At 67.5% G+C, this 12,459-nt stretch carries 11 protein-coding genes; 4 read left to right on the top strand and 7 right to left on the bottom strand.

The genetic code is table 11. The features are described from left to right. Positions 1–15 precede the first annotated feature (15 nt). Positions 16–984, top strand: coding sequence for an arginase (gene rocF / locus BoBH3_RS19160; protein ID WP_262332432.1), 969 nt, complete (start codon positions 16–18; stop codon positions 982–984). An 88-nt stretch (positions 985–1,072) separates the two neighbouring features. On the opposite strand, the gene ggt is transcribed toward rocF, so the two are convergent. Beyond that, the gene (gene ggt / locus BoBH3_RS19155) at positions 1,073–2,668 is read right to left on the bottom strand and encodes a gamma-glutamyltransferase (RefSeq protein WP_262332431.1); all 1,596 of its coding nucleotides are present in this window, start codon (positions 2,666–2,668) and stop codon (positions 1,073–1,075) included. Positions 2,669–2,838: 170 nt separating this feature from the next. Then, entirely contained in the window at positions 2,839–3,897 is a 1,059-nt protein-coding gene (locus BoBH3_RS19150; RefSeq protein ID WP_262332430.1) for an ornithine cyclodeaminase, read from the bottom strand. 125 nt (positions 3,898–4,022) lie between these two features. Between BoBH3_RS19150 and BoBH3_RS19145 the strand changes: the two genes are divergently transcribed. From BoBH3_RS19145 to mgrA, 3 genes are all read left to right on the top strand, one after another. Then, on the top strand, positions 4,023–4,460 hold the full coding sequence (locus BoBH3_RS19145; RefSeq protein ID WP_262332429.1) for an Lrp/AsnC family transcriptional regulator: 438 nt from the start codon (positions 4,023–4,025) through the stop codon (positions 4,458–4,460). Positions 4,461–4,863: 403 nt separating this feature from the next. Next, positions 4,864–6,294: an aldehyde dehydrogenase family protein gene (locus BoBH3_RS19140; protein WP_262332428.1), complete on the top strand. Its 1,431-nt coding sequence runs from the start codon at positions 4,864–4,866 to the stop codon at positions 6,292–6,294. A gap of 99 nt (positions 6,295–6,393) precedes the next feature. Further along, positions 6,394–7,416, top strand: a complete 1,023-nt coding sequence (gene mgrA, locus BoBH3_RS19135; RefSeq protein WP_262332427.1) for an L-glyceraldehyde 3-phosphate reductase — start codon at positions 6,394–6,396, stop codon at positions 7,414–7,416. Between the two features lie 141 nt (positions 7,417–7,557). Here the strand turns inward: mgrA and BoBH3_RS19130 are convergent, their stop codons facing one another. The 5 genes from BoBH3_RS19130 to BoBH3_RS19110 form a co-directional block, all read right to left on the bottom strand. After that, positions 7,558–8,046 (bottom strand): Lrp/AsnC family transcriptional regulator, encoded by a 489-nt coding sequence (locus BoBH3_RS19130; RefSeq protein WP_262332426.1) that lies wholly within the window; start codon positions 8,044–8,046, stop codon positions 7,558–7,560. Positions 8,047–8,180: 134 nt separating this feature from the next. After that, positions 8,181–8,594 carry a DUF983 domain-containing protein gene (locus BoBH3_RS19125; RefSeq protein ID WP_262332425.1) on the bottom strand — a complete coding sequence of 138 codons (414 nt, stop codon included), beginning with the start codon at positions 8,592–8,594 and terminating at the stop codon, positions 8,181–8,183. A 127-nt stretch (positions 8,595–8,721) separates the two neighbouring features. Further along, positions 8,722–10,119 (bottom strand): dihydrolipoyl dehydrogenase, encoded by a 1,398-nt coding sequence (gene lpdA / locus BoBH3_RS19120; protein ID WP_262332424.1) that lies wholly within the window; start codon positions 10,117–10,119, stop codon positions 8,722–8,724. A gap of 10 nt (positions 10,120–10,129) precedes the next feature. Further along, on the bottom strand, positions 10,130–11,440 hold the full coding sequence (locus BoBH3_RS19115) for a dihydrolipoamide acetyltransferase family protein (protein ID WP_262332423.1): 1,311 nt from the start codon (positions 11,438–11,440) through the stop codon (positions 10,130–10,132). Beyond that, positions 11,440–12,456, bottom strand: coding sequence for an alpha-ketoacid dehydrogenase subunit beta (locus tag BoBH3_RS19110; RefSeq protein WP_262332422.1), 1,017 nt, complete (start codon positions 12,454–12,456; stop codon positions 11,440–11,442). Before BoBH3_RS19110 ends, BoBH3_RS19115 begins: the two co-directional genes overlap by 1 nt. Positions 12,457–12,459: the final 3 nt, after the last annotated feature.

The raw sequence follows: 12,459 nt of genomic DNA, 5'->3' as shown, positions 1-12,459 counted from the left end.
CCACGGATCACCGTCATGGCCGACACTCCCTCCCCCCAGGGGCGCATCGCGCTCATCGGCGCGCCGATCGAGGTCGGCGCATCGCGCCGGGGCGCGCTGATGGGGCCGGCGGGCCTGCGCACCGCCGGACTCGCGCGGATGCTGGAGGAGCTCGGCTACAAGGTCGAGGACCATGGCGACATCCTGCCGCGCGACCTGACGCCGGTCGAAGGGCCGGCGCCGGAGAACGCCCGCTTTTACCACGAGATCGCGAGCTGGATGCGCGCGCTCTCGGGCCGCGCCTATGAGCTGGCGCGGAGCGGGGCGACGCCGATCTTCCTCGGCGGCGACCACAGTCTGTCGATGGGCTCGGTCAACGGCGTGGCGCGGCACTGGCAGGAGCAGGGCCGCAAGCTGTTCGTGCTCTGGCTCGACGCCCATGCCGACTACAACATGCCCGCGATCTCGCCCTCGGGGAACATGCACGGCATGTCCTCGGCCTTCCTCTGCGGCGAGAGCGGCCTCGACGACCTGCTGGGCGCGGAGCCCCGCGCCTCGATCAGCCCGGAACAGCTCAGCCTCTTCGGCATCCGCTCGATCGACCCCGCTGAAAAGGCCGCCGTGAAGGCGCGCGGCATCGACATCGCCGACATGCGCGCCATCGACGAGCATGGCGTCGGCGTGCTGATCCGCAAGGTCATCGAGAAGGTGCGCGCCGCCAATGGCGTGCTTCACGTCTCCTTCGACGTCGATTTCCTCGACCCGCCGCTGGCGCCCGGCGTCGGCACCACCGTGCCGGGCGGCGCGACCTATCGCGAGGCGCATCTCGTGATGGAGCTGCTGCACGATTCAGGGCTGGTGCGCTCGATGGACATCGTCGAGCTCAACCCCTTCCTCGACGACCGCGGCCAGACGGCGCGGCTCTCGGTCGAGCTGGCGGGCAGCCTGTTCGGCCAGCAGATCACCGATAGGCAGACGCCCTCGAACGCCATCGGCGCCGCTTAGTCGCAAGCCGCGGGAATCTGCCGTCATTCCGGGGCAGGCCGAAGGCCTGAGCCCGGAATGACGGAGTGGTTCCTCGTCTACCGCCTGATCAAACCGCCAGCGCGAAGCCGTCCTTGCGGTGGTCGGAGGCGCCGAACATCACGCCGCGCGCATGGTCGAGCCAGATCGCCTGGCAGCCGCCAAGCGCCTCCTCGGCCCAGGTGACGTCATGGCCGCGCTTCTTCAGATCGGCCGCGACGCTTTCGGCGATCGTCGGCTCGAGCTGGAGCTTGCCGTCGAAGGCGAAGCTGCGGGCTGCGTCCGATGCCTGCTGCGGGTCGAGCCCGCGATCGAGAATCCCCGAGATGAAATGGACATGGCCGGTCGCCTGGTACTGGCCGCCCATCACGCCGAAGGTCATCACCGCCTTGCCGTCCTTGGCCAGCATGCCGGGGATGATGGTGTGGAAGGGCCGCTTGCGCGGTGCGATGGCGTTGGGGTGCCCGTCGATCAGGCGGAAGCCCGAGCCGCGGTTCTGCAGCATGACGCCGGCCTTCGCCGCATAGACGCCGCTGCCGAAGGCGGAGAACAGCGAGTTGATGAAGGAGACCATGTTGCCGTCGCGGTCAACGACACAGAGATAGATCGTGTCCTTGTGCAGCGGCATGTCGAAGACTTCCGGCTTCGCCGCCTTCTCGAGGCTGATCTCGGCGCGAATGCGAGAGACGAAGGCATCGGACAGGAAAGCCTGCGTGTCGAAGGGGCTGAAGGCCGGATCGGCCACCAGCGTGTCGCGCTGGCGATAGGCCGCCTTGCTCGCCTCGGCGAGGAGGTGGATGCGGTCGGCCTCGCTGAGCTTATCGCCCTTGAGATCGTAGCCTTCGAGGATGCGCGCGATCAGCAGCGCCGCGATGCCCTGGCCATTCGGCGGGCATTCCCAGAGGCGGTGGCCACGATAATCGGCGCCGATGGGGTCGACATAATCCGGCTTGTTGGCGGCGAGATCATCCAGCGCCATCACGCTGCCGACCTTGTTCAGCGTGGCGACGATGTCCTCGGCAATCTCGCCCTCGTAGAAGGCCGCGCGGCCTTCGCGGGCAACGCGGCGCAGCGTCTTGCCCAGCGCGGGGTGGACCATCTTGTCGCCGACGGCCGGCGCCTTGCCGCCCGGCAGATAGACTTCATTGCCAAGGCCGTGCTTCTCGATGCGGCCCTTGTAGAGGTTCCAGTCATGGGCAACGCGCGGCGTCACCACGAAGCCTTCTTCGGCCGCCTTGATCGCCGCGGCGAAGATATCGTCGAGGCTCTTGCTGCCATGATCGGCGACGAGGCGGCACCAGGCGTCGATGGCGCCCGGCACCGTGACGGCGTGGGGCGAATCGGGAGCGATCGAGGTCATGCCCTGGCCGAGGAACCAGCCGAGCTCGGCCTTGGCCGGCGCGCGGCCCGAGCCGTTGAGCGCAACCATCTTGCCGCCGGCCGGCGCATAGATGGCGAAGCAGTCGCCGCCGATGCCGGTCATGTGCGGATCGACCACGGCCTGGACCGCGACCGCCGCGATGGCGGCGTCGATGGCGTTGCCGCCAGCGCGCAGGATGTCGACAGCGGCCAGCGTCGAGGCGGGGTGAGAGGTCGCGGCCATGCCGCGGTCGCCGACCGTCACCGGACGGCCCGGCACCATGAAATCGCGATTGCCCCAGCTCATTCTGCTCTCCACCTCTGAATGGCGCGTCGTCCGGCGCCTTGTTTCAGAGCCCCTTTGGCGCGCTTCCCGGCGGCTGGCAATCCCGCAAGGCGCATGGCCGGCATGGGCCACTCCGCGCTTCACACCTCATCGACGATCGAGATGGCGGGCCACGACATGTCGCCAGGCCCTCAAGCGGCCGCGACGGAACTCGGCGCGGCGCGCATCAGCATGCCGAAGAGATCTCGTGGATCATCCGGGTCGGCGATCAGGTCGAGCTCGGCATAGGTGCCGGCCTCGCGGATGCGCTCATGGACGTAGCGCAGCGCCGAGAAATCCTCGATGGCGAAGCCGACGGAGTCGAACAGCGTGATCTGGCGCTGATCGGTGCGGCCCGGCGCCGTGCCGGCGATGACCTTCCAAAGCTCCTCGACCGGATGGTCGGGATCGAGTTGCTGGATATCGCCCTCGATGCGGGTCTGCGGCGGATACTCCACGAAGATCGAGGCGCGCAGCAACACGTCGCGGTGGATCTCGGTCTTGCCCGGGCAGTCGCCCCCGACCGCGTTGATGTGCACGCCGGCGCCGACCATGTTGTCGGTCAGGATCGTGGCGTATTGCTTATCTGCGGTGACGGTGGTGACGATCTCGGCGCCCTCGACCGCTTCCATCGCCGTTGCGCAACGGGTGATCCTAAAGCCGTGCCGCGCGAGATTGCGGGCGCATTTCTCAGTCGCAGCAGGATCGACGTCGTAAAGCCGCAGGTTCTCGATGCCGAGCAGCGCGCGGAAGGCGAAGGCCTGGAATTCCGACTGGCAGCCATTGCCGATGATCGCCATGGTCGCGGCATTCCGCGGCGCCAGGTGCTTCGCCGCCACCGCCGACATCGCCGCCGTGCGCAGCGCGGTCAGGAAAGTCATCTCGGAAAGCAGTACGGGGTAACCGGTCGCGACGTCGGAGAGCAGACCGAAGGCGGTGACGGTCTGCAGCCCCGCCTTCATGTTCCGGGGATGGCCGTTGACGTATTTGAAGCCGTAGAGCTTGCCGTCGCTGGTCGGCATCAGCTCGATCACGCCTTCGAGGCTATGGGAGGCGATGCGCGGCGTCTTGTCGAAGATTTCCCAGCGGCGGAAGTCGTCCTCGATATAGCCCGCGATGTCGGACAGCATCCGCTCGATGCCGATCACATGGACCAGCTTCATCATGTGGTCGACACTCACGAAAGGCACGACGTTGAGCTGCTGAATCATAGGTCCCCGCTGTTCTTGTCGAAGGACCATTTCACCTGCTTTTGCCGGCAGCCGATAGAAGCCAGATTGTCAGAATCGACGCCGATATTGATCGAAACGGTCAAGCATATTATCCATTTTGAGCAATGGATGATATCGACCGGAAGCTCATCACCCTTCTGCGCCACGATGGGCGCCGCAGCATCTCGGACCTGTCAGCCGATCTCGGCCTGACGCGGGCGACCGTGCGGGCGCGGCTGGAGAAGCTCGAGCAGTCGGGCGAGATCATCGGCTTCACCGTGATCCTGCGCTCGGATGCAATCGATCTGCCGGTGCGTGGCATCACGATGATCGAGATCGCCGGCCAGGCCGCGGATTCGGTCATCGCCGCGCTGAGCGGCTTCACAGAAGTCTCCAGCGTCCACACCACCAACGGCAACTGGGACCTGGTGGTGGAGCTCGGCACCTCCGACCTGATCGCGTTCGACCAGGTCCTGCGGCGCATCCGCCTCATTCCCGGCGTCACCAACAGCGAGACGAGCCTGCTGCTGGCGACGGCGCGCAGCGTCAAGGCAAGGCTGTAGCAACGGGCCATCCCGGGCGAAGCGAAGCGAAGACGCGTGATCCATTCCGGAACGCTGCCCGATGAACGTTCAGGCATGGCTCCCGGATCGGCGCCGCCTCGCGGCTTGTCCGGGACGACGTCGAGAATCCGGCGGAAGCCAGACACCCGACACTTGCCACAAGCGGCGCCACTGCATGGCCACCATCCCGAAATGCACCCCGCCCCCGGGTGACAGCCGTGCCTGCGGGCCCTAACGTCGCGCCTGCCGGAAACAGCGCCGATGGCGGCGAGCGATGCATGATCGCGCCCACGGTTCCCGGCATTCCAGCTCCCGCCGGGGACACGGATCGCCAGCCGCTTTCCGGCTGGCTCCCGTCTCGCGGCCAAGACCAGATCAACAAGACGAGACCAGGAGACAGATCATGGCGCATGAGCTTGAGTTCTATATCGACGGCCAGTGGGTGCAGCCCTCCGGCAAGCGCACGCTCGGCGTGATCGACCCCTCCAACGAGGAGGTGTTCGCGACCATCGCGCTCGGCGAGCAGGCCGATGTCGACAAGGCGGTCGCCGCTGCGCGCGCCGCCTTCCCGGCCTTCGCCGCGACCTCGAAGGCCGAGCGCCTGGCGCTGATGCGCCGCCTCGCCGAGGCCTACAAGAAGCGCTACGACGACATCGCCGACATCCTCTCGCGCGAGATGGGCGCGCCGAAGGAGCTGGCGCACCGGGCGCAGGCCGCGATGGGCACCGCCCATCTCGCCAAGATGATCGAGACGCTCGAGAACTTCGAGTTCGAGGAGCTGCGCGGCACCACCCTCATCGCCAAGGAGCCGATCGGCGTCGTCGGCATGATCACGCCCTGGAACTGGCCGCTCAACCAGATCATGTGCAAGGTCGCGCCGGCGCTCGCCGCCGGCTGCACCATGGTGCTGAAGCCCTCCGAGATCGCCCCGCTCAACGCCATCATCTTCGCCGAGGCGATGCATGAGGCCGGCGTGCCGAAGGGCGTGTTCAACCTCGTCAACGGCGATGGCCCCACGGTCGGCGAAGCCATCTCGCGCCATCCGGGCGTCGACATGGTCTCCTTCACCGGCTCGACGCGCGCCGGCATCCTCGTCGCCAAGGCGGCGGCGGACACCGTCAAGCGCGTGCATCAGGAGCTCGGCGGCAAGTCGGCCAACATCATCCTCGACGATGCGGACCTGAAGAAGTCCGTGAAGCTCGGCGTCGAGAGCGTGATGCGCAACTCCGGCCAGTCCTGCAACGCGCCGACCCGGATGTTCGTGCCGGAGAAGCTGCATGAGGAAGCCCTCGCCATCGCCAAGCAGGTCGCCGAGCCGCTCAAGGTCGGTGCTCCGTCGGCTGACGGCGTGTTCCTCGGCCCGGTCGTCAGCGAAGTGCAGTACGAGAAGATCCAGCGCCTGATCGAGGCCGGCATCAAGGAAGGCGCGACGCTCGTCACCGGCGGCCCCGGCCGTCCGGAAGGGCTCAACCGCGGTTACTATGTCCGCCCGACCGTGTTCGGCGGCGTCACCGACGAGATGACCATCGCCCGCGAGGAGATCTTCGGGCCTGTGCTCTCGATCCTGCCCTACAAGAGCGATGACGAGGTCGTCTCGCGCGCCAACGACACGCCCTACGGCCTGGCTTCCTACGTCCAATCCGGCTCGCAGGACCGCGCCCGCAAGATCGCCTCGCAGATGCGCTCGGGCAATGTCTACATCAACTACCCGGCCTGGGATGCCGGCGCGCCCTTCGGCGGCTACAAGCAGTCCGGCAACGGCCGCGAATACGCCGATTTCGGCCTCGAGGAATTCCTCGAGATCAAGGGCACGGTCGGCTACGCGGCCGCCTGAGTTCGATCGGCCCACGTCGAAGCCGCTTGAGTCCGATAGCCCGGGAGGGCTATCGGACTCTTGTTTTCAGAACACTTCAATCGATTAGAGGGGAACGCCATGGTCAATCCGAACCGGTATGACGAGATGCGCTACAACCGCTGCGGCCGCAGCGGGCTGATGCTGCCGGCGCTCTCTCTCGGCCTCTGGCAGAATTTCGGCGAGCCCGGCAACCGCGCCAACATGCGCGAGATCTGCCGCACCGCCTTCGACCTCGGCATCACCCATTTCGACCTCGCCAATAATTACGGCCCGCCGCCCGGCTCGGCCGAGACCGCCTTCGGCGAGATCCTCGCCCAGGACTTCGCCGGCCATCGCGACGAGATGGTGATCTCGACCAAGGCCGGCTACCGGATGTGGCCCGGCCCCTATGGCGAATGGGGCAGCCGCAAGTATCTGATCTCCAGCCTCGACCAGAGCCTGAAGCGGATGAAGCTCGACTATGTCGACATCTTCTATTCGCACCGCTTCGACCCCAACACGCCGCTGGAGGAGACGATGGGCGCGCTCGACGCCATCGTGCGTCAGGGCAAGGCGCTCTATGTCGGCCTCTCCTCCTACAATTCGAAGCGCACGCAGGAGGCGGCCGCCATCCTGCGCCGGCTCGGAACGCCCTGCCTGATCCACCAGCCGAGCTATTCGATGCTCAATCGCTGGATCGAGGAGGACAAGCTGCTCGACACACTCGACCAGGAGGGCATCGGCTCGATCGTGTTCTCGCCGCTGGCGCAGGGGATGCTGACCGACAAGTATCTGAAGGGCGTGCCTGCTGGCAGCCGCGCCGACAAGAAGGCGCCGTCCTTCCGCGACGGCTTCCTCAGCGACGACAACATCAAGCGCATCGCGGCGCTGAACGACATCGCCAAGGCGCGCGGCCAGAGCCTCGCCCAGATGGCGATCGCCTGGGTGCTGCGCGGCGGCCGCGTCACCACGGCGCTGATCGGCGCGAGCCGGCCCGAGCAGGTCATCGACTGCGTCGCGGCGCTGAAGAACCCGGATTTCACCGCGGAAGAGCTAGCCCAGATCGACAGGCACGCCACCGATGGCGGCGTCAACATCTGGGCGGCTTCGGCGGAGCGGTAAGAACCGCGACCGTCATTGCGAGGAGCGAAGCGACGAAGCAATCCAGGGGGACGTAGAGCACTGCCGCCCCTGGATTGCTTCGCTACGCTCGCAATGACGGGCTGGGCGGTGCTACGCGGCGCCCGAGAATGTCGGCCTGCCTCAATCCTCCTCCGGCATCGCTGCGATCGGCAGCGCGCTGGAGCGCTTCACCTGGCCCAGCGCGAAGCTCGACTCGATCGAGGCGACGCCGTCGAGGCGGGTCAGCTTGTCCTTGAGGAAGCGCTCATAGGCCGGCAGGTCGCCGACGACGATGCGCAGCAGATAGTCGCGCTGGCCGGTCATCAGGTAGCAGTCGACCACCTCGGGCCAGCGCGCCACGGCCTGCGAGAATCGGTCGAGCTCGTCCTCGCGCTGCCGCTCCAGCTTGACCGAGGCGAAGACGCTGATCGGCAGGCCCACCTTGGTCTGGTCGATGATCGCGGCATAGCCGGTGATGACGCCCGCCTCTTCCAGCATGCGGATGCGCCGCGCGCAGGGCGAGGCCGAGAGCCCGATACGCTGGGCGAGATCCTGCACCGAAAGGCGCGAATTGATCTGCAGTTCGGCGATGATCTTGCGGTCGAGCGCATCGAGGCGCGGGCGGGCCATCCCTGTTCTCCGGCAGCGGCAAGAGCCTGCGTTATCGCATTTTCTTCACGCGAACCGGTATCCACTTCGCTCGAAAATGCTGCGGTCCCATCCTTTTGCAGAAGAGGGACCGCGCCGCCAGAGCAGGCTGAGCGTCAGCCGGCCGGGGGTGCCACGGGGACCGGGCGGGCGAGGCGCCCTTCCTCGGCCTTGTGGATGTATTGGGAGGCGATCAACCAGCCCTTGAGCGGCTGCAGCGGCGGGATGCAGGTCGCCAGGATCAGCGGCAGCGTCGTCACCAGATGCACCCAGGTCGGCGGATTGTAGGTCAGCTCCAGCCAGAGCGGAAAAGCCACTGCCGGCACACAGATGAACATCATCACGAAGAAGGCCGGGCCATCCGCCGGGTCGGCGAAGGAATAGTCCAGCTCGCAGACCTCGCATTTCGGCCTGATCTTCAGGAAGCCCTCGAAGATGTGGCCCTGCCCACAGCGGGGGCAGCGGCCGCGCAGACCGGTCTGCAGCGGGGAAAGCGTCGGCCAGTTCCGGCCGGTTGAATCACTCGACATGGATGTCACTCGTGGAACGAGTCGCCATAACGGCGGCGGGCTTCAGATCGTCCCTGCGCCGGCGCGCGGCAAGGCGCCATCGTGTCGCTGCGCGGAAACGCCGCGCCGGCTATGCTCCAAACCGCCCTCAGATATGCAGCGCGTGGCCGAGCGCCTTCATCGCGGCCTCCGGGAAGGCCTCGCCCAGCGTCGGATGCGCGTGGATCGTGCCGGCGATGTCCTGCAGCGTAGCGCCCATCTCGACGGCGAGGCCGAAGGCGGCCGAAAGCTCCGAGACGCCCTGCCCCACCGCCTGGATGCCGAGCACCAGTTCGCTGCGCGCGTCCGCCACCACCCGCACGAAGCCCGCCTCGCCATGGCGGGTCATAGCCCGGCCATTCGCAGCGAAGGGGAACTGGCCGATCTTCAGCTCGTGGCCGGCGGCCTTCGCCTCCTGCGGCGAGAGGCCGACCGAGACGATCTCGGGATCCGTGAAACAGATCGCCGCGATGCCGCGCTTGTCCCAGGCGCGCGGCAGGCCGGCGACGATCTCCGCCACCATCTCGCCCTGCGCCATGGCGCGATGCGCCAGCATCGGCTCGCCGGTAACGTCGCCGATGGCGTAGATGCCGCGCATCGCGGTCTCGCAACGCTCGCCGATGCGAATGAAGCGACCGTCCATGTCGAGGACAAGGTTCTCGAGTCCGAGACCGTCGGTGACGGGCTTGCGGCCGACCGTGACCAGGATCTTGTCGGCCGGCAGGCTGCGCTCCTTGCCGTCCGCCGTCTCGATGCGCAGCCCGTCGCCTTTGGGCGTCAGGCCGAGCGCCTTGGCGCCCGTCAGCACCTCGACGCCAAGCGCGGTCAGGCGCTTCGAGATGGGGCCGGTCAGCTCGGTGTCGTAGAGCGGCAGGATGTTTCCTTGCGCCTCGACCACCGTGACCTTGCTGCCCATGCGGGCGAAGGCCGTGCCGAGTTCGAGCCCGATATAGCCGCCGCCGACCACGACGAGGCGCTTCGGCAATTCGGTCAGCGCCAGCGCGCCGGTCGAGGAGATGACATCGCCGCCGAAGGGCAGGAAAGGCAGTTCGACCGGCGCGGAGCCGGTGGCGATGACGATGGCCTCGGCCTGGATCGTCTTCGGGCCGGTCTCGGTCTCGACGACGACCGTCTTGCCGTCCCGGAAGCGGGCGCGGCCATGGACGATCTTGACCTTGGCCTTGCGCAGCAGCGCCGCGACGCCGTTGTTGAGGCGCTGGACGATGCCGTCCTTCCAGGCGACGGCCTGCTTCAGGTCGAGTGCCGGCGCGCCGGCCGTCAGGCCGAAGGGCGTGCGGCCCGCGGCGGCGTCCGCCGCCTTCTCGAATTCCTCAGCGACATGGATCATCGCCTTGGACGGGATGCAGCCGACATTGAGACAGCTGCCGCCGAGCTTGGTGCTCTCGACGATGACCGTGTCGATACCGAGCTGGCCGGCGCGGATCGCGCAGACATAGCCGCCGGGGCCGGCGCCGATGACGAGGAGCTTGCAGGTGATTTCGGTCATGGCGCGCTCCTCACATATCCACGAAGAGCGTGGCGGGGTTCTCCAGCAGCTCCTTCAGCCGCTGCACGAAGACGGCGGCGTCCCAGCCGTCGATGACGCGGTGGTCGAAGCTGCAGGACAGGTTCATCATCTTGCGCGGCACGAAGGTGGTGCCGTCCCAGACCGGGCGGACCATCATCTTGTTGACGCCGACGATGGCGACTTCCGGGTAGTTGATGACCGGCGTCGTCGCGATACCGCCCAACGCGCCGAGCGAGGTGATGGTGATGGTCGAGCCGGTCAGCTCGTCGCGGGTCGCGGTGCCGTCGCGGCCGCGCTCGGCGAGGCGGCCGAGCTCGATGCCGCAGCCCCAGATATCGCGCGCCTCGGCGTGCTTCACGACCGGGACGATCAGGCCGGACGGTGTCTGTGTCGCGATGCCGATATGGACGCCGGCGTGCTGGTGGATGATGCCGGCATCGTCGTCATAGAGCGCATTGAGGTTCGGCTGCTCGGCGATGGCCTTGACCATGGCGCGCATCAGGAAGGGCAGCAGGGTCAGCTTCGGCCGCTCCGGCGTCGGCTTTTTGTTCAGCGTCGCCCGCAGATCCTCCAGCGGCGAAACATTGACCTCCTCGACGATGGTGATGTGCGGGATGCGCGACTTCGACAGCGCCATCTTCTCGGCGATGCGGCGGCGCAGGCCCACGACCTTGATGTCGGTGACGTCGGTCCGCTGCGCGAGCCCCCCGCCGCGAACCGGCTCCGGCCCGTGCAGCAGGAAGGCGTCGATATCCTCATGGGTGATGCGCCCGGCCGGGCCGGTGCCGGGCACCTGCCGCAGATCGACCCCGGCTTCGCGGGCCTTGAGGCGCACGGCCGGCGAGGCGAGCGGCTTCTCGCCGGGCGCGCGGCGGGCGGCGGGGGCAGTTGCTAGGCGCAGCGCAGGCACTGCCGGCTTCGGGGTTGGCAGCTTCGGCGGAGCGGCGGGAGTGGATGGCTTTTCGGGCTTCGCCGGAGCTGGCGGCGCGGCTTTCTCAGCCGGAGCGTCTTGCGCGCTCTCGTCCGCAGCGGTCTCCTCCACCGCCGCGCCGCCCTCCCCTGCAACCTTCAACTTCACGATGGCCGAGCCGATCGCGACGGTGTCGCCGACCTCGGCACCGATCCAGGTGACCTCGCCCTCGACCGGGGATGGGATCTCGACCGTCGCCTTGTCGGTCATCACCGCGGCGAGCAGTTCGTCCTCGCGGACGATGTCGCCGACCTTGACGTGCCACTCGACGAGCTCCGCCTCGGCGATGCCCTCGCCGACATCGGGCAGCTTGATGATGCGCTCGGCCATCAGCGTGCCTCCATAATGTCGCGCAGCGCCTGTCCGAGACGGGCGGGGCCGGGGAAGTAGTCCCATTCCTGCGCATGCGGATAGGGCGTGTCCCAGCCGGTGACGCGCATCACCGGGGCCTCCAGATGATAGAAGCAGTGCTCCTGCACCAGCGAGGCCAGTTCGCCGCCAAAGCCCGAGGTCAGCGTCGCCTCGTGCAGCACGATGCAGCGGCCGGTCTTGGAGACCGAGGCGACGATGGCGTCGAGATCGAGCGGGACGAGGGTGCGCAGGTCGATGACCTCGGCGTCGATGCCGGTGTCCTCGGCCGCCGCCAGCGCGACATGGACCATGGTGCCATAGGCGAGGATGGTGACCGCGCTGCCCTCGCGCCGCGTCACCGCCTTGCCGAGCGGCACGGTGAAATGGCCCTCCGGCACCTCGGCGAGCTCATGCTTCGACCAGGCTGTTACGGGCCGGTCATGATGGCCGTCGAAGGGGCCGTTATAGAGCCGCTTCGGCTCCAGGAAGATCACCGGGTCGGGGTCCTCGATCGCGGCGATCAGCAGGCCCTTGGCGTCGTAAGGGTTGGACGGCACGACCGTCTTCAGCCCCGAGACATGGGTGAAGAGCGCCTCCGGGCTCTGGCTGTGGGTCTGGCCGCCGAAGATGCCGCCGCCGGTCGGCATGCGGATCACCAGCGGGCAGGTGAAGTCCCCGGCCGAACGATAGCGCAGGCGCGCGGCCTCCGAGACGATCTGGTCATAGGCCGGATACATGTAGTCGGCGAACTGGATCTCGATGCAGGGCCTGAGGCCATAGGCCGCCATGCCGATGGCGGTGCCGACGATGCCGGCTTCGCTGATCGGCGCGTCGAAGCAGCGGGAGACGCCGTATTTCTGCTGCAGGCCGTGCGTGCAGCGGAAGACGCCGCCGAAGAAGCCGACATCCTCGCCGAAGACCACGACATTGTCGTCGCGGCCCATGGAGACGTCCATGGCGGAGCGGATCGCCTCGATCATCGTCATGCGGGGCATCGC

Source organism: Allobosea sp. BH3 (genome assembly GCF_025499465.1).
Classification (GTDB): domain Bacteria; phylum Pseudomonadota; class Alphaproteobacteria; order Rhizobiales; family Beijerinckiaceae; genus Allobosea.
Note: the sequence above shows the minus strand (reverse complement) of the source record. Positions and strands in the feature narration are given on the sequence as shown.

Coding starts and splice junctions, on each gene's coding strand:
- BoBH3_RS19130 (WP_262332426.1), bottom strand. CDS start 8,046: ATGGCCCGCCCGCGCCTCGATGCGCTCGACCGCAAGATCATCGCCGAA.
- BoBH3_RS19110 (WP_262332422.1), bottom strand. CDS start 12,456: ATGCCCCGCATGACGATGATCGAGGCGATCCGCTCCGCCATGGACGTC.
- BoBH3_RS19145 (WP_262332429.1), top strand. CDS start 4,023: ATGGATGATATCGACCGGAAGCTCATCACCCTTCTGCGCCACGATGGG.
- rocF (WP_262332432.1), top strand. CDS start 16: ATGGCCGACACTCCCTCCCCCCAGGGGCGCATCGCGCTCATCGGCGCG.
- BoBH3_RS19125 (WP_262332425.1), bottom strand. CDS start 8,594: ATGTCGAGTGATTCAACCGGCCGGAACTGGCCGACGCTTTCCCCGCTG.
- lpdA (WP_262332424.1), bottom strand. CDS start 10,119: ATGACCGAAATCACCTGCAAGCTCCTCGTCATCGGCGCCGGCCCCGGC.
- BoBH3_RS19115 (WP_262332423.1), bottom strand. CDS start 11,440: ATGGCCGAGCGCATCATCAAGCTGCCCGATGTCGGCGAGGGCATCGCC.
- mgrA (WP_262332427.1), top strand. CDS start 6,394: ATGGTCAATCCGAACCGGTATGACGAGATGCGCTACAACCGCTGCGGC.
- BoBH3_RS19150 (WP_262332430.1), bottom strand. CDS start 3,897: ATGATTCAGCAGCTCAACGTCGTGCCTTTCGTGAGTGTCGACCACATG.
- BoBH3_RS19140 (WP_262332428.1), top strand. CDS start 4,864: ATGGCGCATGAGCTTGAGTTCTATATCGACGGCCAGTGGGTGCAGCCC.
- ggt (WP_262332431.1), bottom strand. CDS start 2,668: ATGAGCTGGGGCAATCGCGATTTCATGGTGCCGGGCCGTCCGGTGACG.